Genomic DNA, 25796 nt, shown 5'->3' on the forward strand with positions numbered 1-25796 from the left:
GAGAAAAGCGATCTCAAGGCTTTAATGTGACGGGCGATACCTACCTTGCAGATCAATATCAAGGAGGACCGCTAATGGATGTCATAATAAGAACACCCGCCCTATCAATGCAGGCTGATGCCTATGTCATCAAGAATCCTTACGAAACAAAAAATGCTCATACAATAACCAAAGCCTCTGATGCCGCTGATGTATTGAATTTGACAAGCGAGTCTGAAATAGAGGCGTTGAAAGAATTGATAAGGGGATGCGATTTTACGTCGATAAGTACCAACCAGCTCGCAAGGATTGGATCAAGGCTTTGTGAGCTTGATTTGATAGATGAGCACGTAGCATGCGCTTTTATATCAGGACATATGGCGTTTGATAAAAATGGTTACTCGATTGAAAGAGATGTTAAATATAACGCAATTGCCATGTTTAACCAGATGCTGGGTGATAACAAGGCATACGCCCGCGAATGGCCTATGTATGCTCATCAGGAGTCATTCAAGATCGTGACGAGAAAGCTGCTGGGTGCCAATCAGGTGATAAACGCGCTCTCCTATTTTGCGAACTCATCTGGAAAAGATCTGTTTATCAGCATTCAGGCTTGAGTAAATCGATACCCGGCAATATTGACGGGTACCGGCAAGCTATTGCTCATCGAGCATAGCGTGTGGTCCCGGAATATTGTCTTTGTGTATTAAGCGTATTCTCGTGGCGTACCCTGTAAGTCCCCAGCGGGCCAAGTACTGAAGCAGTGTTGCCACGGCCGCCGGCGACTTGAGTCCAGGTTGAACCAGTTTGTCTATCATTGTATAGCTTCGGGGCAGAGCCAGCGCCTGAGGCGGTAATAGTGGCGGAAATGTTGGCCTGCCGACATCCGTTTGCACTGGTAATCGTAAAAGGGCCTTGTGCTATAACGAACGAGTTAGCGGGTACGGATCCGTTGTAGGTATTAAGAATGCTAATACATGCTGCTGAGGCTTGAGTGCTCGCCAGAATCAGGCTGGCGAGGGAAAGCGAAAAAAATGTTTTCATCTAAGTGCTCATTTAAAGTAGTTGTCAATGTGATGGGTGTCGCGAAATCGTATGAAGTGCATATTCCGCGTTACAAAAGACTATCCCTGAAAACCATTGCCAAGTAGTTCATGCATGTCGTCGTGAGTTGCAGGAAATTTCTGATGGAGTGAGTTTTTCGTTGATAGGGAGCCAGGGCGGATGATGGCTATTTAGTGACATCCACCCTCTGCCTGTTCCAGCCAGAACGCAGGAGTCAAAACCATCCTTATACCCATAAGCCATAAGCACCACACTTTGCGTGATATGGCCTGACCCGGTTTGCCGGTATGATAGGCGCCCCCGCAGTCTGGATTGCGAATACGCCATGACCTTGCAGTACCCAACCATCGCCGATTGCGTCGGCAACACTCCGCTGGTCCGTTTGCAGCGCTTGCCCGGCACCACCAGCAACACCCTTTTGCTCAAGCTCGAAGGGAACAACCCGGCGGGTTCGGTCAAGGACCGTCCGGCGCTGTCGATGATCACCCGCGCCGAGCTGCGCGGGCAGATCCACGCCGGCGATACGCTGATCGAAGCGACCTCGGGTAATACCGGAATCGCGCTGGCCATGGCCGCCGCGATCAAGGGTTACAAGATGATCCTGATCATGCCGGACAACTCCAGCGCCGAACGCAAGGCGGCCATGACCGCCTACGGTGCCGAGCTGATTCTGGTCAGCCAGGAAGAAGGCATGGAAGGCGCTCGCGACCTTGCCCAGCGCATGGAAGCCGAAGGCCGTGGCAAGGTGCTGGATCAGTTCGCCAACGGGGATAACCCTGAAGCGCACTACACCACCACTGGCCCGGAAATCTGGCGCCAGACCCAGGGCACGATCACCCATTTCGTCAGCTCCATGGGCACCACTGGCACGATCATGGGCGTCTCGCGCTATTTGAAAGAGCAGAGCGAGAGCGTGCAGATCATCGGCTTGCAGCCAATGGAAGGCTCGGCGATCCCGGGCATCCGTCGCTGGCCACAGGAATATCTGCCGAAGATCTACCAGGCTGATCGTGTGGACCGTATCGTCGACATGGCCCAAAGCGAAGCCGAAGACGTGACCCGTCGCCTGGCCCGTGAAGAAGGCATTTTCTGCGGCGTATCCTCGGGCGGTGCCGTGGCGGCGATGCTGCGTCTGTCCAAAGAAGTTGAAAACGCGGTGATCGTCGCGATCATCTGCGACCGTGGCGACCGTTACCTGTCGACCGGCATTTTCGACGCGCCCAACTGATGGCCAAGCATGAGAGAGGCCTGCGCTTCCAGCCCACCGGCGGCAGCAAGGCCCCGCAAGTCCCGACCGGCAAAAAGCAGCGCCTGACCATCGAGCGCCTGGCCAATGACGGTCGCGGTATCGCGTTTTTCGAAGGCCGCACCTGGTTCGTCATCGGCGCGTTGGCCGGTGAAGAAATCGAGGCGCGCGTGCTCGGTGCCCACGGCAAAGTGGTCGAGGCGCGTACCGAACGGGTGTTCAAGGCCAGCGAACTGCGCCGCCCGACGCCGTGCGCCCATGCTGGCCGTTGCGGTGGCTGCAGCGTGCAACATTTGCCGCACGACGAACAGCTTGCCCTGAAACAGCGCATGCTCGCCGAGCAATTGTCGAAGGTCGCTGGCGTCGAACCCGAAGAATGGGCGGCTCCTTTGAGCGGTCCGGAATTCGCTTATCGTCGCCGCGCCCGAGTGGCTGTGCGCTGGGACATGAAGGCGAAAAAACTCGAAGTGGGTTTCCGCGCCGCCGGCAGCCAGGACATTGTCGCCATTGATCAATGCCCGGTGCTGGTACAACCCTTGCAGCCCATCATGACCGGCTTGCCGGAAATGCTGAGGCGCTTGAGCAAACCTCAGGCGCTTGGCCATGTGGAGCTGTTCAGCGGTTCTTCGCTGGCCGTGTTGCTGCGGCACATGGCGCCGTTGTCCGATAGCGACATGACCGTCCTCAAGGATTTCTGCGCGTTGCATGAAGCCCAGTTGTGGCTGCACGGTGACGGAGAGCCGCATCCGGTTGAGGCCGCCCCGTCGTTGGGCTATCGCCTGGAACCGTGGAATCTGGAGCTGGCCTATCGGCCGGGGGATTTCATTCAGGTCAACGCCGGAGTCAACGAGGCGATGGTTGCCCAGGCGCTGGAATGGTTGAAGCCGGCAGCGGATGAACGGGTTCTCGACCTGTTCTGTGGCCTGGGCAACTTTGCCTTGCCGCTGGCGCAGTCCGTACGTGAAGTGGTGGCAGTGGAAGGTGTGCAGGTGATGGTCGAGCGGGCAGCCGCGAACGCCGTTAGCAATAATCTGCATAACGCGAAGTTTTTTCAGGCCGATTTATCCCAGCCTTTGACCGACGCCGAATGGGCCGCCGAAGGCTTTTGTGCGGTACTCTTGGACCCACCGCGTGACGGCGCTTTCGAGGTGGTGCGCAAGCTCAAATCTCTGGGCGCCGAACGGCTGGTGTATGTGTCTTGCAACCCGGCAACCCTGGCGCGCGACACGGTCGAATTGATCAAGCAGGGCTACCGGTTAAAACGTGCCGGGATTCTCGATATGTTTCCTCAGACGGCGCATGTCGAGGCCATGGCGTTATTTGAAGCGAGCTAGGATGCTCGTCTGGTCCGACTGGCCCGCCTGTGCAGCCGCGCACCAGCCCCGCGTGGGCTCACGGGCAACGAAGGTCAGCGATTTTGACGCATTGAATCTGCGTCGTAGGGAAGGTAAGCAAGATGGTACAGGTGAGAGCACACCAGCCGATCAACACCGACGGCAGTATCAATCTCGAGGCTTGGCTCGATCATGCGGTCAGTGTCGATCTGGCACTGGATCGCGAAGCCTTGAAAGAAGCCTGCGAGTACGCTCGCGAGGCCGAACAACAAGCCAATGCGGCGAAGAACCTGTGGGCGGAAGGAAACTCGAGTTTCCGCACCGGCCTTGAGATCGCCGAGATTCTCGCCGACCTCAAACTCGATCAGGATTCGCTGGTCGCCGCGGTCTTGTACCGTGGCGTACGCGAAGGCCAGATTCAGTTGCCCGCGGTCAGCCAGCGCTTCGGTCCGGTGGTGGCCAAACTCATCGACGGCGTGCAACGCATGGCGGCGATCAGCGACAGCCTGAGCCCGCGTAAATCCATGGTGATGGGCGCTCAAGGCCAGGTCGAAAACCTGCGCAAAATGCTCGTGGCCATGGTCGACGATGTTCGCGTCGCGCTGATCAAACTGGCCGAACGTACCTGTGCGATCCGTGCGGTAAAAACCGCCGATGACGAGAAGCGCAACCGCGTGGCACGTGAAGTCTTCGACATCTACGCGCCGCTCGCCCATCGCCTGGGTATCGGTCATATCAAATGGGAACTGGAGGACTTGTCCTTCCGTTACCTCGAGCCTGACCAGTACAAGCAGATCGCCAAGCTGCTCCATGAGCGGCGCCTGGATCGCGAGCGCTTCATCAGCGACGTGATGAGCCAGCTGAAAAACGAATTGCAGGCCACCGGTGTCGAGGCCGACATCAGTGGTCGGGCCAAACACATCTATTCGATTTGGCGCAAAATGCAGCGCAAGGGTCTGGAGTTCAGCCAGATCTACGACGTGCGTGCCGTTCGCGTGTTGGTTCCGGAAATGCGCGACTGCTACACCGCGCTGGGTATCGTCCACACCCTGTGGCGGCACATTCCGAAAGAGTTCGACGACTACATCGCCAACCCCAAGGAGAATGGTTACCGCTCGCTGCACACGGCGGTGATCGGCCCGGAAGGCAAGGTGCTGGAAGTACAGATCCGCACCCACGCCATGCACGAAGAAGCCGAACTGGGTGTTTGCGCGCACTGGCGTTACAAAGGCACCGACGTCAAGTCCGGCTCCAACCACTACGAAGAGAAGATTTCCTGGCTGCGTCAGGTGCTTGAGTGGCATGAAGAATTGGGCGACATCGGCGGCCTGGCGGAGCAGTTGCGGGTCGATATCGAACCCGATCGGGTCTACATCTTCACCCCCGACGGTCACGCCATCGACTTGCCGAAGGGCGCGACGCCGCTGGACTTCGCCTACCGCGTGCACACCGAGATCGGTCACAACTGCCGTGGCGCCAAGATCAACGGGCGCATCGTGCCGCTCAACTACAGCCTGCAAACCGGTGAGCAGGTCGAGATCATCACCAGCAAGCACGGTACTCCGAGCCGGGACTGGCTGAACCCGAACCTGGGTTACGTCACCACGTCACGGGCGCGGGCGAAGATCGTTCACTGGTTCAAATTGCAGGCGCGCGACCAGAACGTCGCCGCCGGCAAGACCCTGCTGGAGCGTGAACTCAATCGCCTCGGCCTGCCGCAGGTGGACTTCGACAAGCTGGCCGACAAGGCCAACATGAAGACGGCCGACGACATGTTCGCCGCGCTCGGCGCCGGCGATCTGCGCCTGGCGCAACTGGTCAACCTGGCGCAGCAACTGGTCGAGCCGGAGCGGGGCAACGAGCAGCTGGAACTGATTCCGCGCAAGGCCACCGGTTACAAACCGGGCAAGCGCGGCGATATCCAGATCCAGGGCGTCGGCAACCTGATGACCCAGATGGCGGGTTGCTGCCAGCCGTTGCCGGGCGATGCGATCGTCGGTTACATCACCCAGGGCCGTGGCGTGAGCATTCACCGCCAGGACTGCGCCTCGGTGCTGCAACTGGCCGGGCGCGAGCCAGAGCGAATCATCCAGGTCAGCTGGGGGCCGGTGCCGGTGCTCACTTACCCGGTGGACATCGTCATTCGCGCTTACGACCGCTCCGGTCTGCTGCGTGACGTTTCGCAGGTGCTGCTCAACGAGCGCATCAACGTGCTGGCGGTCAACACACGCTCGAACAAAGAGGACAACACCGCACTGATGTCCCTGACCATCGAGATTCCGGGCCTGGATGCGCTGGGGCGGTTGCTGGGGCGGATTTCCCAGTTGCCGAACATTATTGAGACCCGGCGTAACCGTACGCCATAAAACGGGAGCGCTTCACTGTAGGGGCGAGCCTGCTCGCGATGGACGTTAACGAAGACGGGTGCTGTCTGGATGAGCGCGCCGCCCTCTGAGCCATCGCGAGCAGGCTCGTTCCAACAGGGAGCGGACAGAGATTGAACGATGTATTCACTCGAAGACCTGCTGCACCTCATGAACCGCCTGCGCGACCCGCAGTACGGTTGCCCGTGGGACATCAAGCAAACCTACGCCACCATCGTTCCACATACCCTTGAGGAAGCCTACGAGGTCGCCGACGCCATCGAGCGTGGTGACTTCGATCACTTGCAGGGTGAGTTGGGCGATCTGCTGTTCCAGGTGGTTTACTACAGCCAGCTGGCCCGGGAAGAAGGGCGTTTCGAATTCGCCGGTGTGGTCGACAGCATTACCCGCAAGCTGATTCGCCGGCATCCACACGTGTTCCCCACCGGTGATCTGTATGCGCCACTGGATGTCCCGCGCCTGAATGAAGAGCAGGTCAAACAGCGCTGGGAGGCCATCAAGGCTGAAGAGCGTGCGGAAAAATCTTTGGCGCCCGAACAGCTGTCCTTGCTCGACGATGTCCCGGCTGCACTGCCGGCATTGTCGCGTTCCGCCAAATTGCAGAAGCGAGCAGGGCAGGTCGGTTTCGACTGGCCGGATGCCTTGCCGGTGCTGGACAAAGTCCGTGAAGAGCTCGATGAAATCCTGGAGGCGATGGCTGACAATGACCCGGCAGCGATTGCCGATGAAGTCGGCGATCTGTTGTTTTCAGTGGTGAATCTGGCGCGCCATCTCAAGGTCGATCCGGAAACCGCACTGCGGAGCGCCAACGGCAAGTTCGAAAGACGTTTCCGTTTTATCGAACAGGCATTGCGCGACACCCATCGTCCCATGGAAGATTGCACCCTCGAAGAGTTGGACGCCCTGTGGGGTGAAGCCAAACGCCAGGAAAAGAATTTGCCCAACTGCGGTTGAGCCGTTGCCTAAGTGAGTAATAAGCACCATGAGCATTTCCCTTCGCGACCAGTTGCTCAAAGCAGGGCTGGTCAACCAGAAGCAAGCCAAGCAGGTCAGCAAGGACAAGCAGAAGCAGCAGCGCCTTGCCCACAAGGGCCAGATTGAGCTCGACGATTCCCAGCAGCGCGCGGCGCAGGAAGCCATGGCCGAGAAAGTCAAGCGCGACCAGGAGCTCAACCGTCAGCAGCAAGAAAAGGCCGAGGCCAAGGCCCGTGCCGCACAGGTCAAGCAATTGATCGAAGTCTCGCGCCTGCCAAAACTGACGACCGAGGACTACTACAACTTCGTCGACGACAAGAAGGTCAAGCGCATCTCGGTCAACACCCTGATGCGTAACAAACTCAGCAGCGGTTCGTTGGCCATCGTTCATCATGCCGGTGGTTATGAAGTGATTCCGCGCGAAGCGGCGCTGAAGATCCAGGAGCGCGACCCACAGCGCATCGTGCAGTTGAACGTGCAAACCGAAGAAGTCAGCGTCGAAGACGATCCGTACGCAGCGTACAAGATTCCTGATGATTTGATGTGGTAATCGATTCGTTGTTTTATTGGCTTTAAATGTTTGCTGGTAATTTGCGTCATTAATACATTGAGCCCGAAAGATTGTATCGATACGATCTTTCGGGTTTTCTTTTGCCCAAAAATAACCTTCGTTAAATGGCGTTCGTCGACGGCTCTCGGTTTGGGAGCGCGGCGGCAGTTATTTGTGTGGGCGTGCTGTGTGGAAGGGAACAAATGGAATGAACTAAAATAAACAAGGATTGATCAATGCAAGTCAGTATTGCTTCATTACGCCAGCCAACTTTTAAGTCGCAGTTCTCCAAGGCGCGAAAGCCTGGGCAGGCCATAGACGATTACCTGACCAGTGAACTGGACGCCCGGATTGAATATCTGCGACGCAAGATACGGATCGCCGCCAAGGCAGCCCGTGCAGATCATGCCGGTGCCGACTGGCTTTTCTTTACGTTGCCGGAATTTTTCTGGAATGTGCCATGGCACGAGGTTCGCAGCGAAGCAGAACTTCATCAGTTGAACTCGGCTTATCTGGACAAGATCCCTGAGTACGTCGTGTCATTAATGAAAGATCTGCCGGCTGAGCGATACGGCAAGATCGTTTTTCTGGGGGGAAGTTGTGCGACCCTCATCAAGGTCGGTGAGGAGGAGTCCGGTTACTACGATGTCATTAATTATTTGCTGGCGATCAGTAATAAAGAATATGAGGTTGACGTTCCTTTAATCTCGATGTGGCCAAAGCGTTATGTGTCAGGTATCGATTTCGGCAAGAATGTCGGGTCCAGGGACGGTTATTGGTTCTTTAAGCTCTTCGATGAAGTTGTCGTCAGGGTAAAAGATGTCAGTAGCGTGCGAGCCGAGCATAGTTATTTCGGCGGGTATGAAGGCAAGTTCATTAACAGTCTGGTTCCGGGGTGCCCGTTCGGTATTAACCTGTGCCTGGATTACACCGCGCTGAAAGGCGGGGAGCGCGAGAAAGAGATTGAACTGACAGAGGTGAAAATCGACTTTCTGATTGCCTGTGGCATGGATTTCGACTTCAACAAGCGTCACCCGTCCTCGGTCCAGTACTCGATCCGCAATGACGGCATGGGGGACGGAGAGTGCGAAGTGGTGAAGCTTGAGAGTGGTCGGATCGTCAGTATTGTCCCTTCGGTAGTCATTGACGACTCCCTTCATCTGTCGGTGCTTCATATTGAATGAGTCGTGTCAGCTGGTTGCAGCCTGCCCGGGAAGGGCAGGCTGCAGGACGTTGGAGTCTGACTTCAACCGATTGCGAGCTCGCGTTTGCGCTCCAGCGATTCCAGTTCGGCTCTGTAGTTTTGTGCGTCGGTCTCGGAGTGGAACATCCCGACCAGCATGTCTTGTTGGTGTACATCCCAGATCCGGATTCCGGCGGCTACGCCTTCGTGGGATTTATGTGAATCGTCGCGTTCAGTTACTTTGACAGTCATCTGCTAGCTCCAATCTCGGTTATCTGCAGCAAGGCGTGTGCAGGGCTTTGTTATATGTTTTGTTAGCTTGCTAAGTAAATGACAAAATTTGGTAACAGTCTTTTGCAAAATCAGACAAAGTCTCGCAGGCCTTGCAGTCTGCGACATTCAGCCGCAGCTCCTTGAGTTTCATGACAAAAGCTTCATGTTCGCCTTGAAGAAAACCGCTGTTTGACGCTGACCAAAATCCCCTGGGGGACCGAGCTCGCCGGTGATGAGGGCGTGTCAGTCGACATCATTGTTGCGTGGCTACACCGCATCGCCAGCAAGCTCGCGCCTGCAGGTTTTTACGTTTTCCAGGCAAAAAAAACGCCCCGAACCAGTCGGGGCGTTTTCGTGTGCAGCGAAGCGGCGGGGGTATTACTTACCCTGCCAGCGCTTCAGTACCAGCGTGGCGTTGGTGCCACCGAAACCGAAGCTGTTGCTCATCACGGTGTTGACCGCGACGTCTTCACGAGTTTTGGTCAGGACTGGCAGGTCAGCCACTTCCGGGTCCAGCTCGTCGATGTTGGCGGAACCCGCCATGAAGTTGCCTTCCATCATCAGCATGCAGTAGATCGCTTCGTGAACGCCGGCGGCGCCCAGGGAGTGACCCGACAGGCTCTTGGTGGAGCTGATGGCCGGCGCCTTGTCACCAAAGACTGCGCGCACACCTTTCATTTCCGCGACGTCGCCGACCGGAGTCGAGGTGCCGTGGGTGTTCAGGTAGTCGATCGGAGCATCAACGGTGGACATGGCCATCTGCATGCAGCGGATGGCGCCTTCGCCGCTTGGCGCGACCATGTCGTAGCCGTCGGAGGTCGCGCCGTAGCCAACGATTTCCGCGTAGATCTTCGCGCCACGGGCCAGAGCGTGTTCCAGTTCCTCAACCACGACCATGCCGCCACCACCGGCGATCACGAAACCGTCACGGTCGGCGTCGTAGGCACGGGAGGCTTTTTCCGGGGTGTCGTTGCGCTTGCTGGACAGTGCGCCCATGGCGTCGAACAGGAACGACTGGCTCCAGTGTTCTTCTTCACCGCCGCCGGCGAATACGATGTCCTGCTTGCCCATCTGGATCTGTTCCATGGCGGTACCGATGCAGTGAGCACTGGTGGCGCAGGCGGAAGCGATGGAGTAGTTCAGGCCCTTGATCTTGAATGGCGTGGCCAGGCAAGCGGAAACGGTGCTGCTCATGGTCCGCGTTACGCGGTACGGGCCGACGCGCTTGACGCCTTTCTCGCGCAGGATGTCCAGCGCTTCCATCTGGTTCAGCGTGGAGGCGCCACCGGAACCGGCGATCAGGCCGGTACGCGGGTTGGACACTTGCTCTTCGGTCAGGCCGGAGTCAGCGATGGCATCTTTCATGGCCAGGTAGGCGTAAGCCGCCGCGTGGCCGACGAAGCGATAGATCTTGCGATCGATCAGCTCTTCGAGGGGAAGGTCGATGGAGCCGGAAACCTGGCTACGCAGACCCATTTCAGCATATTCCGGGTTGAACCGGATGCCAGGGCGGCTTGCACGCAGGTTAGCGGAGACGGTCTCTTTGTCATTGCCCAGGCACGAAACAATGCCCAGACCAGTGATAACGACGCGGCGCATGCGGATAACCCTTAGAAGTTGTCAGTGGAGGTGAAAACGCCGACCCGGAGGCCTTCGGCGGTGTAGATCTCGCGACCGTCGACAGTGACCGAACCATCGGCGATGGCCAGGTTCAGCTTGCCCTTGAGCACGCGTTTGATATGGATGTTGTAGGTCACTTTCTTGGCGGTCGGCAGGACCTGGCCGAAGAATTTCACTTCGCCCGAACCCAGGGCGCGACCGCGGCCCGGCAGGCCTTGCCAGCCGAGGAAAAAGCCGACCAGTTGCCACATGGCGTCGAGGCCCAGGCAGCCTGGCATCACCGGATCACCTTCGAAGTGGCAGGCGAAAAACCACAGGTCCGGAGTGATATCCAGCTCGGCGACCAATTCACCTTTGCCGTACTTGCCACCCTCTTCGCTGATCAGGGTGATGCGATCAACCATCAGCATGTTGGGGGCGGGCAGTTGCGCGTTACCTGGGCCGAACAGCTCACCGCGACTGCAGCGCAGCAGGTCTTCCCGGGTAAAGGCTTTTTGTTTGGTCATGCGAGCTCCTCAATAGTCCCATGCGGCAGGTGGGGCAAATCTTCCCGGCCGATCGAAGCGTTCATGCCTCGAGCCGGCAGCCTACTCATAGACTATTGCGTTGTGGTGAAAGTCACAGCACCAAGGACATGAATGTACACTTGTGCACTGAAATTTTTATTCAAGCCCCTTTTCGGGCCTGTTCGGGTGCCTAAGACTGCCGCACTTTCGTGTTTCACGCCAGTCGCAGATGCTTCAAAGGCCTGTACTACTGCACCCAGCGCTGCAGAATTTGCTGAAGATCAACGCGTTTGAAGGGCTTGGCCAGGTAATCGTTCATCCCTGCCGATAAACAGGCTTCCCGGTCGCCCTGCAAGGCATTGGCGGTCAGGGCGATGATCGGCAGGTCGGTACAGCCGGGCAGTTGGCGGATCTGTCGGGTGGCCTCGTAGCCGTCGATGATCGGCAGTCGGCAGTCCATCAGAATCGCTTCGAAGATCAGGCTCTCGGCACTGCGAACAGCCTGCGCGCCATCGACGGCGACGCTGACGGTAAAGCCCAGGCTGCGCAACATGGCTTCGATGACGGTCTGATTGACCGGGTTGTCCTCGACCAGCAACACATTGCGGCCTTCACCATCGCCATTGCCACTCGGTGCGCGCGAGGACAGCACGGGCAGCGGCTGTTGATAGAGCGCCAGCGGGATTTCCAGGGTGAACACCGAGCCTCGACCTTCTTCGCTCTGGGCGCGCAAGGTGCCGCCCATGCGTTCGGCGAGGGTGCGGGCGATCGGCAAGCCCAGGCCGGTGCCGCCGTAACGCCTTGAAATAGAACTGTCGGCCTGCTGGAACGCATTGAACATCAATTCCAGGCTTTCGGGCGAAATGCCGATCCCGCTGTCGCGAACGGTGCAGGTGAACCACAACAATTGGTGATCCAGTGATTGCCACTGGGATTCGATGGTCACCCGGCCCTGCTCGGTGAACTTCAACGCGTTGCCGACCAGGTTGACCAGAATCTGCCGGATGCGCGTCGGGTCACCCTGAACCTGCAACCCCCGCATGTCTTCGGGGATCTGCAGCTGCAGATCGAGCCCGCGCTGCGCGGCGCTGTGCTGGAACGACTGGGCGCACGCACCGATCAGGTCCGCGAGGTTGAACGGAATATGTTCGAGCTCCAGTTCCGAGCGTTCGATACGCGAGAAATCCAGAATGTCGTTGATGACTTTCAACAGGTGTTCGGTGGATTCCGAGGCCAGCGCCGCGTATTCGACCTGCTCTTCAGTCATGTCAGTGGTTTCCAGCAACTGCAGCATGCCCAGCACGCCATTCATGGGTGTGCGCAGTTCGTGGCTCATCATCGCGAGGAAATCCGACTTGGCATTGTTGGCTTTTTCCGCTTCTTCGCGGGTCTGGATCAGTTGCGCCATTGCCTGTTGCTGTTTGCGGCTGGCCTGTTCGAGGCCGCTGGCGAGGTTGTTGATGTGTTGCGACAGGGCGCCCAGCTCGGTGTCATCGACGATGGGCAAGGGGGTTTTGAAGTCGCCGTTCTGAATCGCCTTGACCGCATCGCCGATGTCGCGGATCGGTTGCGACAGGCTCCCTGCCAGACGCCGGGCGACCAGGAACGTAAATAACAGCGCGAACAGCGCCAGGATGCCGGCCTTGAGCAGGATTTCCTGCTGGCGTTGACTGAACGCATCACTGGACAGACCGACGATGACCCGGCCCAGATAGTCTTCGGCGGGAGCCGTAGCCGTGCTCTTGCCACTCTGGAAAAAATCATTGTGCAGCGGCACCTGTTGCAGCCGCACCGGTGCCTGGAACACTTCGACCTGATGCGGGCGATTGTGGCTTTCCGACGGTTGTTCGACGTACACCAGAATCCGGTTGGCGCTGTCCTGGATTTCCAGGAAGCGCACATGGGGCGTGGCCAGCGAGGCCTTGAGCAGGCTTTCGAGCACCTCGTTGTTGCCGGAAATCACTCCGTATTCGGTCGCCGGGGCCAGTTGGTTGGCGATCAACTGGCCGGTGTGGTTGAGCTCCTGGCGCAGGTCCTGGATCCGCACGAACGTGAAGAAGCTGATCAACAACAGTGTCAGCAGCAGGGCAGGGCCGAGGCTGATGAGCTGGGTCCGGGTATTGATGTCCCAGCGACGACGGAAGCTCATGGGTGGCGTTCTCCTTCAGCCAACAGCGCTGCTACAGACGCTTCATTGATCTGTTCAATACCTAGCGAGCGAGCCACCTGTGCGTTGCTTGAAACTTTGAAGCGCGACGGGTAGTACGAGCGTGGCCAACTGGCGGGTGGCTGGTCGAGCAGGTTGTCGAGGGTCGCCAGCCAATCGCTCTGATCACTGTAGGTGCTGGCCAGGCTCCCGGCCTTGACGAACCCGGCATTGGGGCCGATCAGCGCCAGTTGCCGGGCATAGCTGCTGAGCAACAGGTTTTTCGCGGTTTTCGGGTTGTACAGGTCGGGATCGTCGAGGCCCAGCAACACATCGCTGTTTTTCAGCAACATTTGCAGTGGACGGCTGTCGTGGGTGTTGTCCCAGCGCTCGGTGACCACCTCAAGGCCTAGTGGCAGAGCCGCCTGGCGCAACTCTTTAAGCAGGAATTCACTGTGGTTGTCGTACAGCACGCCAATCCGTTTGACCTGAGGCAGGAGGATTCGGGTCAGGCGCAATTGGCGGCCCGGCGGGGGATCGCTCCAGAGCAGGCTGAGGCGGGGCGCCGGGGTGTCACCCAGACGTTGCTGTGCTTGCAGTCGGCTGATGCGCAGCACCAGCGTCGGTGGGCCTTGGGTATCTTGCAGGCGCCAGTCGAGGCTCGGCAGGTCGAGCAGAATCAAGCGGATATCGCCGTGAAGCTCGCCCGGTGGCGGAAGATCGGCCACTGGTTGAAAGCGCACGTTGTCGCCCGGTCGCAGTTCCCGAAGGGCCTGGCTGAAGGATTGCACGCCGGGGCTGTCTTCAATGCCGGTCAGCAGAATGTCTGCGGCCTGGACCATCAGGCTGTTCAGCCAGCCACTGACCACCAGGCACAACAGGGCCAGCAGGTGGCCGAAGGTGGGCGGCTTGCGGGTCCGGGCAGGCAGCATTTAAAACGCCAGCTCCGTACTGAAGTACATCGCTCGACGTTCGTCGTCGTAGAACAGCTTCATATCCATGGCCAGGCTCCATTCGGCGAAAAACCGTTATAGCCCAGTTCGCGGGAGCGCATGTGTTCTTGATCGAGGTTGCCGGGGCCGCGCGTCTGGACGAAACAGCGGGCGCTGGACCGGCCATAGGCCGCACGGGTCAGGTGGGTGACCCGGGAGCGCCGGTTGACGTAGTTTTCGAACAGGTCCGGCGAGCTGAAGGCGAGCGCCAGTACCTGCGGCGAGCGAGGTGAAGGGGAACCCAGGGGCACAACACTTCCTTGTTAGCGAGTGATGGCGCGCATGTTAACCGAGCTGTACGACTTTTCTACTCACGATGTCAGCGTCTTCCACGGTTTTATCGGACTTTTTTGTACGTGCGCCGCTAATTGACGCGGGGGCTGGCCGCCACTGGGCCGCTCCGTATAATGCCGACATCGCCACTGGTATGGATTAACGGATTGCATATGACTGAACAGCGCCCGATTGCGGTCCTGGGAGGCGGAAGTTTTGGTACCGCCGTGGCTAATCTGCTGGCCGAAAACGGTCATCAGGTCTTGCAGTGGATGCGTGACCCCGAGCAGGCCGAGGCCATCCGGGTCAATCGTGAGAACCCGCGTTACCTCAAAGGCATCAAGATTCTGCCCGGTGTGACACCGGTCACCGATCTGCAAGCCACCCTGGACGCCTGCGACCTGTGTTTCGTCGCGCTGCCGTCCAGCGCATTGCGCTCGGTGCTGGCCCCGCATGCCGAGCGTTTGCGCGGCAAGTTTCTGGTCAGTCTGACCAAAGGCATCGAAGCCCACACTTTCAAACTGATGAGTGAGATCCTCGAGGAAATCGCTCCGCAAGCACGCATCGGCGTGTTGTCCGGGCCGAACCTGGCCCGCGAAGTCGCCGAACACGCACTGACCGCCACCGTGGTCGCCAGTGAAGACGAAGAGCTCTGCCAGCGGGTTCAGGCGGCGTTGCACGGGCGCACCTTTCGCGTATATGCCAGTGCCGATCGTTTCGGTGTGGAGCTGGGCGGGGCGTTGAAAAACGTCTACGCGATCATCGCCGGCATGGCGGTGGCGCTGGGCATGGGAGAAAACACCAAGAGCATGCTGATCACCCGGGCATTGGCGGAAATGACCCGCTTCGCGGTGAATCAGGGTGCCAACCCAATGACGTTCCTGGGCCTGGCGGGCGTCGGCGATTTGATCGTCACCTGTTCATCGCCGAAAAGCCGCAACTATCAGGTCGGCTTCGCCCTCGGCCAGGGTTTGAGCCTGGACGAGGCGGTCAATCGCCTGGGCGAGGTCGCTGAAGGCGTCAACACCCTGAAAGTGCTCAAGGCCAAGGCTCAGGAGGTCGGCGTGTATATGCCGCTGGTCGCCGGGCTGCATGCGATCCTGTTCGAAGGGCGCACGCTGGAGCAGGTGATTGAGCTGCTGATGCGCGCCGAGCCGAAGACGGACGTCGATTTCATTTCCACCAGTGGCTTCAACTAAGCCCTCTATGTAACAGGAACGGAGCGAGACATGAGCGATCAAAAAGTACAAGCCAAATACGAGTCCATCCTGTTGCGGGTGTTGTGGATGGTCGTCTTCGTACTGGTCTGGCAAGTGGCGCAGTTCATCCTTGGCGCGGTGGTGCTGGTGCAGTTGATCTATCGTTTGATTTACGGCGCCCCGAACGCAACCCTGATGAATTTCGGCGACAGCCTGAGCCAGTTTCTGGCGCAGATCGGTCGTTTCGGCAGTTTTCACAGCGATCAGAAACCCTGGCCGTTCGCTGACTGGCCAACACCGCGTACGCCGGAAGGTGAAGCGCCACACGCCGCGCCGCCAGCCCCGCATCCGGCTCGAGATGAGGAACCCAAGCTATGAAACTCTGGGTATTGCGTCATGGTGAGGCTGAACCTCACGGCTCCAAATCCCATGATTCGGAGCGGGCACTGACCGCTCACGGTCGTGAAGAAGTCCTGCGCAGCGCTGCGTTGTTGATCGGCCAGCCGCTCACCGCTATCTATGCCAGCCCTTACCTGCGAGCGCAGGAAACCGCACAGCTTGTACGCGAGGCACTGGCTTTCGAACCGGAGATCCGTACCGTCGAGTGGCTGACGCCGGAAACCGATCCGGACAAGGTGGCCGAACAACTGGTGTCGGTGAGCAATGTCCTGCTGGTCAGCCACAACCCGCTGGTGGGTCACTTGCTGAGCTACCTGCAACATGGCGCCGGGTATCCGCCGGAGAAGGTCGGCACTGCCGGACTGGCTGAAATCAGCGGCGATGAGTTGCTGATCGGGTCGATGAAGCTCGCAGGAATCAAGCATCCGTAATGGCGTTGCTTTGCTTTATAGGCGCAGGGCTTCGACCCAGCATGAAAAATTTTGTATGAAATAGCTAACCAAGCACTTGCTTGGTTAGCTACGCTTGCTCCAGAACAAAAATAAGGAGCGAGTCGCATGTCTGCTGCTTTTCGTTTGCCCCTGGATGTCTTCTACGAGCGTGAGGCCCGTCATCCCCGACAGCGCTTTCTGGTTCAACCCATCGGCGGCGGACAGGTCGAGACACTGACGTGGGCCGACGTCGGCCATCAGGCCCGCTGCGCCGCCCATTGGTTGCGTGCGCGGGAACTGCCCCAGGGCAGTCACATCGCGCTTATTTCGAAAAACTGCGCCCACTGGATTATTGCCGACCTGGCAATCTGGATGGCCGGCCACGTTTCCGTGCCGCTGTACCCCAACCTCACCGCCGAGTCCGTGGCCCAGGTGCTCGATCATTCGGAAGCGGCACTGGCCTTTATCGGCAAACTGGACGACTGGCCGGGCATGTCCCGCGGAGTCCGCGAAGATTTGCCGACGATCAGCCTGCCGTTGCATCCACCGGGCATCTTCGATTTCAGCTGGGCCGATCTGCAGCGCAGTTCGCCGATCCAGGACGACCCCAAACCCGCCGCCGATCAACTCGCGACCATCATTTACACCTCCGGCACCACCGGCATGCCCAAAGGCGTGATGCACAGTTTCGCCAACCTGGGATTTGCCACCACCCGGGGCACCCAATTATTCGGCCTCAATGAGTCGGACCGCTTGTTGTCCTACCTGCCGTTGTGTCATGTCGCTGAACGGATGTTCGTCGAACTGGCATCGATTTACACCGGTCAGACAGTGTTCTTCGCTGAAAGCCTCGACACCTTTCTCGACGACCTGCGTCGCGCACGGCCGACCGCGTTGTTCGGCGTGCCGCGAATCTGGACCAAATTCCAGATGGGCGTCTACAGCAAGATTCCGGCAAAACGCCTGGATTTTCTGCTCGGCCTGCCGATCGTCGGCAAACGAGTCGGGCACAAGGTCCTCGCCGGCCTGGGGCTGGATGCCTTGCGCGTGGCCCTCTCCGGCGCGGCGCCAGTGCCTCAGGCCTTGCTGTCGTGGTACCGCAAGCTCGGGCTGGATGTGCTCGAGGTCTATGGCATGACCGAGAGCTGCGGTTACTCGCACATTGGCCTGCCGGGTCAGAACAAACCGGGCTGGATCGGCAAGCCCTGTCCGGAGGTCGAGGTGCGCATCGACGATTCGGGCGAGGTCCTGGTCCGTAGCGGCGCGACCATGCTCGGCTATTTCAAGGAGCCGCAGAAAACCGCCGACACCATCACCGAGGATGGCTTCCTGCGCACCGGCGACAAGGGCGAGCAAGACGCCGAAGGCAACCTGCGCCTGACCGGGCGCCTGAAGGAAATTTTCAAGACCAGCAAAGGCAAATACGTGGCCCCGGCCCCCATCGAAAATCGTCTGGCGGTGCATTCGCGCATTGAGCAGGTGTGTGTAGTCGGCGATGGACTGATTGCGCCACTGGGGTTGTGCGTACTGTCGGCGGTCGGGCAGCAGGATGCGGGCGGCGCGGCGCGCGCCGGCCTGCACTCAAGCCTGGAACAGCTTTTGGATGAGGTCAATGGCGCCCTCGACAAGCACGAACGCTTGCGGCGTCTGGTGGTGGTCAAGGATAGCTGGGCGGTGGAAAACGGCTTCCTCACGCCAACCTTGAAAATCAAGCGCAACGTGATCGAAGCAGCTTATGGCGCCCGTTTCGAGGAATGGAGCGAGCGCAGCGAGGCAGTGCTGTGGCAGGATTGAGTCACGAACAAAACCAACAAAGGAAGTCAGCGATGAGTTTGTGGCGCACCACTCCCAACATCGAGCAATTGAACGCCATCCAGAAAAACACCATTGGCGAGGTGCTGGATATCCGCTTCGAAGCCTTTGATGACGATTCCCTGACGGCGAGCATGGTCATCGATCATCGCACCCATCAGCCTTACGGTCTTTTGCACGGTGGCGCTTCGGTGGTGCTGGCCGAGACGGTCGGCTCCATGGCCAGTTACCTGTGTATCGATGCCAGCAAGTTTTACTGCGTGGGCCTGGAAATCAATGCCAACCATCTGCGTGGCCTGCGCAGCGGGCGGGTGACAGCGGTGGCCAAGGCGATTCACATCGGCCGTACGACCCATGTCTGGGACATTCGGCTGACCAGCGATGAGGGCAAGGCCAGTTGTGTGTCGCGGTTGACCATGGCTGTGGTGCCGCTGGGGCAAAATCCGCCGGCGCGTTGATCCATGTGTTGTGGCGAGGGAGCGTGCTCCCGTCGGGTCGCGAAGCGGCCCCAACCACATTCACCCGGGACATCTGCCCATGACCGCTACTATGCAGCCGAACGCGAGCAAGCCAGGGCTTCATGGGTTTGACCGGACTGTCATCATTCCTGTCAGTTACGGTCATTGCTGCATGGCGCGGACTTACGGACAATCGAGCTCTGTTTTCGTTGATGGATCGTCGGTATGTCGCAGCAGATATTTTTCGCCCACGCCAACGGGTTTCCTTCGGGAACTTATGGCAAGTTGTTCGCGGCGCTGGCGCCCGAGTATCAGGTGACGCATCTGGAGCAGCACGCCCATGACCCGCGTTTCCCGGCGGATGACAATTGGTACAACCTGGTGGACGAATTGATCCATCATCTGGAGCAGCAGCCCGAACCGGTGTGGGGCGTCGGCCACTCCTTTGGCGGCGTACTGCATCAGCACGCGGCGTTGCGCTGCCCTCATCTCTATCGTGGCGTGGTGATGCTCGATTCGCCGGTGCTGACCCGTACCGACCAGTGGGTTATCCGGGCCGCCAAGCGCTTCGGTTTCATCGATCGCCTGACCCCGGCCGGTCGCACCCTGGGACGGCGTGAAGAGTTCGCCGATCTGGAAAGCGCCCGGCGCTATTTCGCCGGCAAGACCCTTTTTCGCGGCTTCGATCCGGACTGCTTCGACGCCTATCTGCAACATGGTTTGCACAGGGTGGGCGACAAGCTGCGCCTGCGCTTCGACCCGGCCACGGAAATCAGTATCTACCGTGGCGTTCCCCACACCAGCCCCGGCCGAACACGGCAATTGAAAGTGCCGCTGGCGGTGGTTCGCGGGCGCAGCAGTCGGGTTGTGATGCGTCATCACGCCAGTTCGGTCGGGCGCATGCCATTGGGCGAATCCTTGACCGTGCCCGGTGGCCACATGTTTCCTCTGGAACGTCCGCAAGACACCGCGATGCTGCTGAAAAACCTGTTCAGCCGCTGGGACCGTCGCCGCCAACAGGATTGCGCATGAGCCATGTCGTCGAAGAAGTCCGCCTGACCCTGCCGCACATCGAGCTGGCGGCGCACCTGTTCGGTCCCGAGGACGGCTTGCCGGTAATCGCCCTGCACGGTTGGCTGGACAACGCCAACAGCTTCGCGCGCCTGGCGCCCAGGCTCAAAGGTTTGCGCATCATCGCGCTGGACATGGCCGGGCACGGTCATTCCGGGCATCGACCGGCGGGGGCCGGTTATGCGATGTGGGACTACGCCCACGATGTGCTGCAAGTCGCCGAACAGCTTGGACTTAACCGGTTTGCGCTGTTGGGGCATTCGATGGGCGCGATCGCTTCCTTGATCATCGCCGGAGCGCTGCCGGAGCGCGTGACTCATCTGGCGTTGATCGACGGTGTCATTCCCCCTACAGACAAAGGCGAAAATGCCGCCGAGCGCATGGGCATGGCCCTGCAAGCGCAACTGGATCTGCGAGACAAACGCAAACCGGTTTACGCCACCCTCGATCGGGCCATCGAGGCGCGAATGAAGGGACTGGTAGCGGTCAGCCGCGAAGCCGCCGAACTGCTGGCGCAACGAGGGCTCATGCCCGTGCCGGGAGGTTACACCTGGCGCACGGACAACCGCCTCACGCTGCCATCGCCGCTTCGTCTCACTACCGAGCAGGCCATGGCCTTCGTTCAGCGGGTCAGTTGTCCCGCCAAGCTGGTGGTTGCCGCCGATGGCATGCTCGCCAAACATCCTGAGCTGCTGGAACGTCTACCCTTTAGCCGTGAACAGCTGCCAGGCGGCCACCATTTGCACCTGAATGACGAGTCCGGTGCCGATCTTGTCGCAGACTGTTTCAATCGGTTCTTCGCCGTTCCTTGACTTGCACCGGGCAACTGTCGAGGCTGGGCGGGTTGAAATGGGAGACAACCATGATAGATCTCTACACCGCTGCGACCCCGAATGGCCACAAGGTCTCTATCGTGCTCGAGGAACCCGACCTGCCCCGCACAGTGCAAGCGTCGAGTTTCAGCAAGGACAAGAAGGAACATAAGTCTGCACACTTTCTCAAGATCAATCCCCATGACGCCAGTGTCGTCAAGGGCGCCCAGGCCATGCTGATCCGATGAGCCTATCGATGCGTTCCCTCAACCTGCTGGCGCTTTGCTGTTTCAGTCCTCTGTTGTTTGCCGCCGATGTTCCAGGCAGTCAGGACCTGCCGATTCTGCCGCGCATGACCGATGCGCAGATCGTCGACTATCGCCCCGCAGCCGAACTCGAGCGGGTCTATCCGCTGGGTTCGATACGCAAGATCAGCGGTCAGTTGCGTTTTGACGGTCAGGTCAGCGCCCGTGGTAACGCCACGTCGGTGACCTACGAGTTGCCACCGGAACACTCGGCGACACAAGCCTTTACCGACGCCCGCGAAGCCTTGCAGAAGCAGGGCGCCCAGTTGCTGTTCTGGTGCCAGGCCCGTGATTGCGGCGAGAGCAGCCTGTGGGCCAACGAAGTGTTCGGCAACGCCAAACTCTATGGCTCCGATAACGAACAGGCGTATTTGCTGCTGCGACTGGCGGCTCCGAAGGACAATACCCTGGTGGCGCTGTACAGCATCACGCGGGGCAATCGCAAAGCCTATCTGCACGTCGAGCAGTTTGACGCCGCGGGGCCGTTGGGCGATTTGCTGCCGACATCCGCCACCTTGCTGCGCGAACTCAAGAGCACCGGCGAACTTGATTTCCCCAAACTGACAGACGCGCCTGACGAGACCTGGCTGCGCTTGATCTCTCGTGGCCTGAATCTGGACACCACCCTGCGGATCAGTCTTTCCGGGCCGAAAGCCGAAGCATGGCGTCAGGCGCTGATCGAGCAGGGCGTACGCGCGGCACGGATGGAAGCCGGCAGTGTCGAAGGCTCTGGCCTGCACGTCGAACTACTGCGGTAGGCTTGATCGGGTGAGCGTGTTCTGCGCGTTCGCCTATTCTTTTGCAGACTGACTTTTTAGAGATTCAGATGATCAATAACGACCGACTGTTGGTGCAGATCCTGCTCCTGGTGCTGTTTGGCGCAAGTTTCTGGGTAATGGCGCCGTTCTGGTCGGCGTTGTTCTGGGGCGCGGTGCTGGCATTTGCCAGTTGGCCACTGATGCGTTTGCTGACTCGCTGGCTCAACGGCCGCGAGTCCCTGGCAGCAGCCATATTGACCGTCGGCTGGATGTTGCTGGTGGCGGTGCCGTTGGTGTGGCTGGGGTTCAACCTGGCGGACCACGTGCGTGATGCCGTGGCATTCATCAAGGACGTGCAGGTCGATGGCTTGCCTGAAGCCCCCGCCTGGCTCGGCAGCGTGCCCTTGGTGGGCACGCGACTGGTCGGAGTCTGGAACAGTATCGATCAGCAGGGCGCGGCGATGATGGTGTCGCTCAAGCCTTATTTCGGGCAGGTCGGAAACTGGCTGTTGGCGCGTAGCGCGCAGATCGGCAGCGGCATCCTCGAGCTGACCTTGAGCATTGTCTTCGTGTTCTTTTTCTATCGGGATGGGCCACGATTGGCGGCGTTTGTCCATGGCTTGCTGGAGCGCCTGATCGGCAAGCGGGCGGGGTATTACATCGAACTGGTGGCGGGTACGGTGCAGCGGGTAGTGAACGGGGTGATCGGGACGGCAGCGGCCCAGGCGGTTCTGGCGCTGATCGGGTTCCTGATTGCCGGCGTACCCGGGGCTCTGGTGCTCGGTATCGTGACCTTCCTGCTCAGCCTGATTCCCATGGGCCCGCCGCTGGTGTGGATTCCGGCCACGGCCTGGCTGGCCTGGAAAGGCGAGTACGGGATGGCGGTGTTCCTGGGCATCTGGGGCACATTCATCATCAGCGGCGTGGACAACGTGCTCAAGCCGTACCTGATCAGCCGAGGCGGCAATCTGCCGTTGGTGATTGTATTGCTGGGGGTGTTTGGCGGGCTGATAGCCTTCGGCTTCATCGGCCTGTTCATTGGCCCTACGTTGCTCGCGGTGGCGTACAGCTTGCTGACCGACTGGAGCAAAAGCCACTCTCGGGTCGAGGATCGTCGCTGATTTGAAAGGGATGGCGGGGGTGGAGAACACAGACTCGCGTTGGTCCATCGCACGGATGATGGGGGACCGACAAACCAACGCCAGGCTGTAAAGGCGGCTCGGGCTTCCTTGCCCGGGTCGTAAGGCGGGGAATCAGAACTTGGCTTCGGCATCCAGTTGCAGGGTGTTGATGTCCGAATCTTTCTTGTTGATGCTGGCGTTGGTGTAGTCGGAGTTCGCCATGTAGTAAGTAGCGCCGACGTTGAAGTTCTTGTCCAACTCGTAGCTCACTTTCAACTTGCTGCCACGCGAACCGGTGTAGCCGTTGGCGAAGTCAGAGTCGGTGAAGGCACCAACCACAGCGTTACGCTGTACGTCGCGGTAGTTGTAGTCGATAGCGAAGCCGTAGACCTTGGTCTTGACGCCGGCCAACCAGCCAGTGTCCTGGCTGTTGCTGGCTTCGGTGTTGTTCACGTATTGACCGTAAACCGACAGCGGCACTGGCAGACCGCTGACGTCCAACTGACCAAAGCCTTCGTACAGTTTGAATTCTTCACGCGGGCTGTTGCCGTTGACGGCCAACGCGCACGGCGAAGTGACGGAGCCAGTGCCAGGGCAGGCGCTGCTATCAGCGTTGTCGTAGGCGTAGATACTGCCGCCCAAGGTCATTTTCAGGTTATCGGTCAAAGCGAAGCGACCGCCCAACTGACCGGCGTACAGACGCAGGTCGTGTTTGAACTGCACGCCCTCGCCGTCGACGTTGTCCTTGAGGGTGTAGTGACCGGCGCTGCCGAACAACTCGGTGCTGCCGCTCAGCGGGTATTTGTAAGACAGCGACAGACCTTCCGGGCTGATGTCGTTATCCCAGATGATGTCGCCCATGCTTACCCATTGCTGTGGCATCTTGCCGCCGACCAGGTGCAGGTTCTTGATCGCATCCGGGTGGTAGTCGACGTAACCCTGGTCCAGCCAGATCTGCTTCTTGTCGAAGTAGTTGTCCAGACTCTGGTTGGTGGAACGTGCGTCATCGTTGCTGCCGGTGGCAATACGAATACCGGTGTCGACTTGCGGGTTGATTTCGCTGTAGGCACCCAGGCGGGCACGAATGCGTTGACGGTTCTGGTCCTTGTTGTTCGATACGCCGTCGTTTTGAACGGTTTCCTGACGGAAGCGCACGTCACCCTTGAACTGAGTCTTGGCAGCCCAGGCCATTTTCTGATCGAAGGTGCTCAGTTCGTTGGTTTTCTTGGCGGTAGCCGCGATTTGTTCGTTGGTTTCCTGTTGAGCCTGGCGGGCGATCTGCTGTTCCTTCTGATCCCTGGCCAACTCTGCTTGCAGTTCGTTGTACTGCGTGTTGGTAATCGAACCGTTAGCCTTGAGCATGTCGAGCAGTTTGGCGTCGACTGCGGCGCTGGCTGGAACACTCATGGCCAGCAGCAAGCCACCACACAGGGCCGCCGCAGTTTTCGTGGAAGCAACACGCATATCAATCTCCGAAGATGAGAGTGGATGGCTGAACCATCCAGGGCACAACCGACCATTGATGGACGGAAAACAGGGCCGGGCTATTCCCCGGCGTTCTAAAAACAGGCGCCAGTATCGCGATGGTTTATGACAGTGAGGTGGCAATGCGATGGCAAGTCGATGACGATACAAAACCGTCCTGAACTATTGAGATAGAGCGCTGTCGTCGATTTGATCGTGTGCAAAGGATGGCGATCGGCGATACTCGGCAGGCCTTTTACGCCATGAACGAGTGAGGATGGTGATGCCGTTGCAACGCCTGCAAAGTCTGTCCGAAATCGCTGCGCAAACGTGGGACGCCCTGGTGCCCGAGACGCAGCCGTTTTTGCGCCATGCATTCTTGAGCGCACTGGAGGACAGTGGCAGCGTCGGCCCCCATTCCGGCTGGCAACCCGAACATTTGCTGCACGTCGAAGGTGATCAATTGATCGCCGCCTTGCCGAGCTACCGCAAATGGCATTCCTATGGTGAGTATGTGTTCGATCACGCCTGGGCCGATGCCTGTGAACGCGCCGGTATCGATTACTACCCCAAGCTGTTGACCGCTGTGCCGTTCAGTCCAGTCAGTGGTCCGCGCTTGCTGGCGGCCAGGGTGGAGGATGGCTTCGAACTGCTCAAAAGCCTGCCGGGTTATCTGGAGATCGAACAGCTTTCCAGCGCTCATATCAATTTCACCGATCCGTTCACCGACGCGGCACTGGCCGAACAGCCAGGCTGGTTGCAGCGCATCGGCTGTCAGTACCACTGGCAGAACCGCGGTTATCGGGATTTCCAGGACTTCCTCGAAGCCCTCAGCTCACGTAAACGCAAACAAATGCGCAAGGAGCGCGAGCAAGTGGCAGGGCAGGGCTTTGATTTCGAATGGCTTGAAGGACGGCAACTGACAGAAGCGCAGTGGGATTTTGTCTACGCTTGCTACGCCAATACTTACGCGGTGCGCAGGCAAAGGCCTTATCTGACGCGGGAGTTTTTCAGTCTGCTGGCCGAGCGCATGCCGCAATCGATTCGCGTGGTGTTTGCCAGGCAAGGCTCTCGGCCGGTCGCCATGGCGTTCAGCCTGGTGGGGGGTGATAGTTTCTATGGTCGTTACTGGGGGTGCCTGGCCGAATTCGATCGGCTGCATTTCGAGACCTGTTTTTATCAGGGCATGGATTATGCGATTGCCAACGGTTTTCAACGCTTCGACGCGGGTGCCCAGGGCGAGCACAAGTTGATTCGTGGGTTCGAACCGGTGATCACCCACTCCTGGCATTATCTGCGCCATCCGGGGTTGAAAGCAGCAGTCAAAGACTTCCTGCAGCAGGAGAGGCTGGGTGTGCTGGCGTATGCCGAGGAAGCGCGGACGGCTTTGCCTTATCGGCAGGCCTGATGTTCACCACAAAACGGTGGACACAAGCTCCC

Annotated in this window: 23 protein-coding genes and 2 pseudogenes; 18 read left to right on the forward strand and 7 right to left on the reverse strand. The window is 59.1% G+C overall.

What is annotated here, in order from left to right; genetic code table 11:
* The first annotated feature begins 74 nt into the window (after positions 1 to 74).
* The 7 genes from JQF37_RS19770 to JQF37_RS19800 all read left to right on the forward strand — a co-directional run bounded on the left by JQF37_RS19770 (position 75) and on the right by JQF37_RS19800 (position 8717).
* Positions 75 to 596 carry a hypothetical protein gene (locus tag JQF37_RS19770; RefSeq protein ID WP_130209491.1) on the forward strand — a complete coding sequence of 174 codons (522 nt, stop codon included), beginning with the start codon at positions 75 to 77 and terminating at the stop codon, positions 594 to 596.
* 773 nt (positions 597 to 1369) lie between these two features.
* Positions 1370 to 2272, forward strand: coding sequence for a cysteine synthase CysM (cysM, locus tag JQF37_RS19775; RefSeq protein ID WP_047532238.1), 903 nt, complete (start codon positions 1370 to 1372; stop codon positions 2270 to 2272).
* The gene (gene rlmD / locus JQF37_RS19780; protein WP_130209493.1) at positions 2272 to 3624 is read left to right on the forward strand and encodes a 23S rRNA (uracil(1939)-C(5))-methyltransferase RlmD; all 1353 of its coding nucleotides are present in this window, start codon (positions 2272 to 2274) and stop codon (positions 3622 to 3624) included. Before cysM ends, rlmD begins: the two co-directional genes overlap by 1 nt.
* A gap of 122 nt (positions 3625 to 3746) precedes the next feature.
* On the forward strand, positions 3747 to 5990 hold the full coding sequence (relA, locus tag JQF37_RS19785; RefSeq protein WP_130209495.1) for a GTP diphosphokinase: 2244 nt from the start codon (positions 3747 to 3749) through the stop codon (positions 5988 to 5990).
* A gap of 138 nt (positions 5991 to 6128) precedes the next feature.
* Complete coding sequence (gene mazG / locus JQF37_RS19790; RefSeq protein ID WP_047532232.1) at positions 6129 to 6962, forward strand: nucleoside triphosphate pyrophosphohydrolase; 834 nt, start codon at positions 6129 to 6131, stop codon at positions 6960 to 6962.
* A 28-nt stretch (positions 6963 to 6990) separates the two neighbouring features.
* Entirely contained in the window at positions 6991 to 7533 is a 543-nt protein-coding gene (locus tag JQF37_RS19795) for a DUF2058 domain-containing protein (protein WP_007988773.1), read from the forward strand.
* 236 nt (positions 7534 to 7769) lie between these two features.
* The gene (locus JQF37_RS19800) at positions 7770 to 8717 is read left to right on the forward strand and encodes a hypothetical protein (RefSeq protein WP_130209496.1); all 948 of its coding nucleotides are present in this window, start codon (positions 7770 to 7772) and stop codon (positions 8715 to 8717) included.
* Positions 8718 to 8779: 62 nt separating this feature from the next.
* Here the strand turns inward: JQF37_RS19800 and JQF37_RS19805 are convergent, their stop codons facing one another.
* From JQF37_RS19805 to JQF37_RS19830, 6 genes and pseudogenes are all read right to left on the reverse strand, one after another.
* Positions 8780 to 8968, reverse strand: a complete 189-nt coding sequence (locus JQF37_RS19805; protein ID WP_130209498.1) for a hypothetical protein — start codon at positions 8966 to 8968, stop codon at positions 8780 to 8782.
* 399 nt (positions 8969 to 9367) lie between these two features.
* Complete coding sequence (gene fabB, locus JQF37_RS19810; protein WP_047532224.1) at positions 9368 to 10588, reverse strand: beta-ketoacyl-ACP synthase I; 1221 nt, start codon at positions 10586 to 10588, stop codon at positions 9368 to 9370.
* Between the two features lie 11 nt (positions 10589 to 10599).
* Positions 10600 to 11115, reverse strand: a complete 516-nt coding sequence (fabA, locus tag JQF37_RS19815; protein ID WP_047532222.1) for a 3-hydroxyacyl-[acyl-carrier-protein] dehydratase FabA — start codon at positions 11113 to 11115, stop codon at positions 10600 to 10602.
* A gap of 247 nt (positions 11116 to 11362) precedes the next feature.
* Complete coding sequence (locus tag JQF37_RS19820) at positions 11363 to 13264, reverse strand: ATP-binding protein (protein ID WP_130209500.1); 1902 nt, start codon at positions 13262 to 13264, stop codon at positions 11363 to 11365.
* Positions 13261 to 14193: an ABC transporter substrate-binding protein gene (locus JQF37_RS19825; RefSeq protein WP_130209502.1), complete on the reverse strand. Its 933-nt coding sequence runs from the start codon at positions 14191 to 14193 to the stop codon at positions 13261 to 13263. Before JQF37_RS19825 ends, JQF37_RS19820 begins: the two co-directional genes overlap by 4 nt.
* 42 nt (positions 14194 to 14235) lie before the next feature.
* Positions 14236 to 14447, reverse strand: a pseudogene (locus tag JQF37_RS19830) (TonB-dependent receptor); the annotation flags it as partial.
* Between the two features lie 252 nt (positions 14448 to 14699).
* Between JQF37_RS19830 and JQF37_RS19835 the strand changes: the two are divergent.
* From JQF37_RS19835 to JQF37_RS19880, 10 genes and pseudogenes are all read left to right on the forward strand, one after another.
* Entirely contained in the window at positions 14700 to 15725 is a 1026-nt protein-coding gene (locus JQF37_RS19835) for an NAD(P)H-dependent glycerol-3-phosphate dehydrogenase (protein WP_047532214.1), read from the forward strand.
* Between the two features lie 30 nt (positions 15726 to 15755).
* Positions 15756 to 16103 carry a DUF4389 domain-containing protein gene (locus JQF37_RS19840; protein ID WP_130209504.1) on the forward strand — a complete coding sequence of 116 codons (348 nt, stop codon included), beginning with the start codon at positions 15756 to 15758 and terminating at the stop codon, positions 16101 to 16103.
* The gene (gene sixA / locus JQF37_RS19845; protein WP_130209506.1) at positions 16100 to 16555 is read left to right on the forward strand and encodes a phosphohistidine phosphatase SixA; all 456 of its coding nucleotides are present in this window, start codon (positions 16100 to 16102) and stop codon (positions 16553 to 16555) included. Before JQF37_RS19840 ends, sixA begins: the two co-directional genes overlap by 4 nt.
* A gap of 126 nt (positions 16556 to 16681) precedes the next feature.
* Positions 16682 to 18349, forward strand: a complete 1668-nt coding sequence (locus tag JQF37_RS19850; protein WP_130209508.1) for an AMP-binding protein — start codon at positions 16682 to 16684, stop codon at positions 18347 to 18349.
* 32 nt (positions 18350 to 18381) lie between these two features.
* Positions 18382 to 18825 carry a hotdog fold thioesterase gene (locus JQF37_RS19855; protein ID WP_130209510.1) on the forward strand — a complete coding sequence of 148 codons (444 nt, stop codon included), beginning with the start codon at positions 18382 to 18384 and terminating at the stop codon, positions 18823 to 18825.
* Between the two features lie 225 nt (positions 18826 to 19050).
* Positions 19051 to 19857: an alpha/beta hydrolase gene (locus JQF37_RS19860; protein ID WP_130209512.1), complete on the forward strand. Its 807-nt coding sequence runs from the start codon at positions 19051 to 19053 to the stop codon at positions 19855 to 19857.
* Positions 19854 to 20708 (forward strand): alpha/beta hydrolase, encoded by an 855-nt coding sequence (locus JQF37_RS19865; RefSeq protein ID WP_130209514.1) that lies wholly within the window; start codon positions 19854 to 19856, stop codon positions 20706 to 20708. Before JQF37_RS19860 ends, JQF37_RS19865 begins: the two co-directional genes overlap by 4 nt.
* Before the next feature lie 50 nt (positions 20709 to 20758).
* Positions 20759 to 20911, forward strand: a pseudogene (locus JQF37_RS19870) (glutathione S-transferase); the annotation flags it as partial.
* 53 nt (positions 20912 to 20964) lie between these two features.
* Positions 20965 to 21771: a DUF4892 domain-containing protein gene (locus JQF37_RS19875; RefSeq protein ID WP_130209516.1), complete on the forward strand. Its 807-nt coding sequence runs from the start codon at positions 20965 to 20967 to the stop codon at positions 21769 to 21771.
* A 68-nt stretch (positions 21772 to 21839) separates the two neighbouring features.
* Positions 21840 to 22892 carry an AI-2E family transporter gene (locus tag JQF37_RS19880; RefSeq protein ID WP_130209518.1) on the forward strand — a complete coding sequence of 351 codons (1053 nt, stop codon included), beginning with the start codon at positions 21840 to 21842 and terminating at the stop codon, positions 22890 to 22892.
* A 132-nt stretch (positions 22893 to 23024) separates the two neighbouring features.
* Here JQF37_RS19880 and JQF37_RS19885 read toward each other — a convergent pair whose 3' ends face one another.
* The gene (locus tag JQF37_RS19885; RefSeq protein WP_130209520.1) at positions 23025 to 24356 is read right to left on the reverse strand and encodes a putative porin; all 1332 of its coding nucleotides are present in this window, start codon (positions 24354 to 24356) and stop codon (positions 23025 to 23027) included.
* Positions 24357 to 24639: 283 nt separating this feature from the next.
* Here JQF37_RS19885 and JQF37_RS19890 point away from each other — a divergent pair, with 283 nt between their 5' ends.
* On the forward strand, positions 24640 to 25764 hold the full coding sequence (locus tag JQF37_RS19890; protein ID WP_130209522.1) for a GNAT family N-acetyltransferase: 1125 nt from the start codon (positions 24640 to 24642) through the stop codon (positions 25762 to 25764).
* Positions 25765 to 25796: the final 32 nt, after the last annotated feature.

Origin of the sequence: Pseudomonas sp. MIL9, from assembly GCF_016887925.1 — a bacterium.
GTDB lineage: Bacteria > Pseudomonadota > Gammaproteobacteria > Pseudomonadales > Pseudomonadaceae > Aquipseudomonas > Aquipseudomonas mohnii.

What these genes read in the sequence shown, in the direction of transcription:
- JQF37_RS19875 (WP_130209516.1), top strand. Translation starts at nt 20,965, where the DNA reads ATGCGTTCCCTCAACCTGCTGGCGCTTTGCTGTTTCAGTCCTCTGTTG.
- fabB (WP_047532224.1), bottom strand. Translation starts at nt 10,588, where the DNA reads ATGCGCCGCGTCGTTATCACTGGTCTGGGCATTGTTTCGTGCCTGGGC.
- mazG (WP_047532232.1), top strand. Translation starts at nt 6,129, where the DNA reads ATGTATTCACTCGAAGACCTGCTGCACCTCATGAACCGCCTGCGCGAC.
- JQF37_RS19850 (WP_130209508.1), top strand. Translation starts at nt 16,682, where the DNA reads ATGTCTGCTGCTTTTCGTTTGCCCCTGGATGTCTTCTACGAGCGTGAG.
- JQF37_RS19885 (WP_130209520.1), bottom strand. Translation starts at nt 24,356, where the DNA reads ATGCGTGTTGCTTCCACGAAAACTGCGGCGGCCCTGTGTGGTGGCTTG.
- JQF37_RS19855 (WP_130209510.1), top strand. Translation starts at nt 18,382, where the DNA reads ATGAGTTTGTGGCGCACCACTCCCAACATCGAGCAATTGAACGCCATC.
- rlmD (WP_130209493.1), top strand. Translation starts at nt 2,272, where the DNA reads ATGGCCAAGCATGAGAGAGGCCTGCGCTTCCAGCCCACCGGCGGCAGC.
- cysM (WP_047532238.1), top strand. Translation starts at nt 1,370, where the DNA reads ATGACCTTGCAGTACCCAACCATCGCCGATTGCGTCGGCAACACTCCG.
- sixA (WP_130209506.1), top strand. Translation starts at nt 16,100, where the DNA reads ATGAAACTCTGGGTATTGCGTCATGGTGAGGCTGAACCTCACGGCTCC.
- JQF37_RS19880 (WP_130209518.1), top strand. Translation starts at nt 21,840, where the DNA reads ATGATCAATAACGACCGACTGTTGGTGCAGATCCTGCTCCTGGTGCTG.
- JQF37_RS19890 (WP_130209522.1), top strand. Translation starts at nt 24,640, where the DNA reads ATGCCGTTGCAACGCCTGCAAAGTCTGTCCGAAATCGCTGCGCAAACG.
- JQF37_RS19795 (WP_007988773.1), top strand. Translation starts at nt 6,991, where the DNA reads ATGAGCATTTCCCTTCGCGACCAGTTGCTCAAAGCAGGGCTGGTCAAC.
- relA (WP_130209495.1), top strand. Translation starts at nt 3,747, where the DNA reads ATGGTACAGGTGAGAGCACACCAGCCGATCAACACCGACGGCAGTATC.
- JQF37_RS19835 (WP_047532214.1), top strand. Translation starts at nt 14,700, where the DNA reads ATGACTGAACAGCGCCCGATTGCGGTCCTGGGAGGCGGAAGTTTTGGT.
- JQF37_RS19865 (WP_130209514.1), top strand. Translation starts at nt 19,854, where the DNA reads ATGAGCCATGTCGTCGAAGAAGTCCGCCTGACCCTGCCGCACATCGAG.
- JQF37_RS19840 (WP_130209504.1), top strand. Translation starts at nt 15,756, where the DNA reads ATGAGCGATCAAAAAGTACAAGCCAAATACGAGTCCATCCTGTTGCGG.
- JQF37_RS19820 (WP_130209500.1), bottom strand. Translation starts at nt 13,264, where the DNA reads ATGAGCTTCCGTCGTCGCTGGGACATCAATACCCGGACCCAGCTCATC.
- JQF37_RS19770 (WP_130209491.1), top strand. Translation starts at nt 75, where the DNA reads ATGGATGTCATAATAAGAACACCCGCCCTATCAATGCAGGCTGATGCC.
- JQF37_RS19800 (WP_130209496.1), top strand. Translation starts at nt 7,770, where the DNA reads ATGCAAGTCAGTATTGCTTCATTACGCCAGCCAACTTTTAAGTCGCAG.
- JQF37_RS19860 (WP_130209512.1), top strand. Translation starts at nt 19,051, where the DNA reads ATGTCGCAGCAGATATTTTTCGCCCACGCCAACGGGTTTCCTTCGGGA.
- JQF37_RS19825 (WP_130209502.1), bottom strand. Translation starts at nt 14,193, where the DNA reads ATGCTGCCTGCCCGGACCCGCAAGCCGCCCACCTTCGGCCACCTGCTG.
- JQF37_RS19805 (WP_130209498.1), bottom strand. Translation starts at nt 8,968, where the DNA reads ATGACTGTCAAAGTAACTGAACGCGACGATTCACATAAATCCCACGAA.
- fabA (WP_047532222.1), bottom strand. Translation starts at nt 11,115, where the DNA reads ATGACCAAACAAAAAGCCTTTACCCGGGAAGACCTGCTGCGCTGCAGT.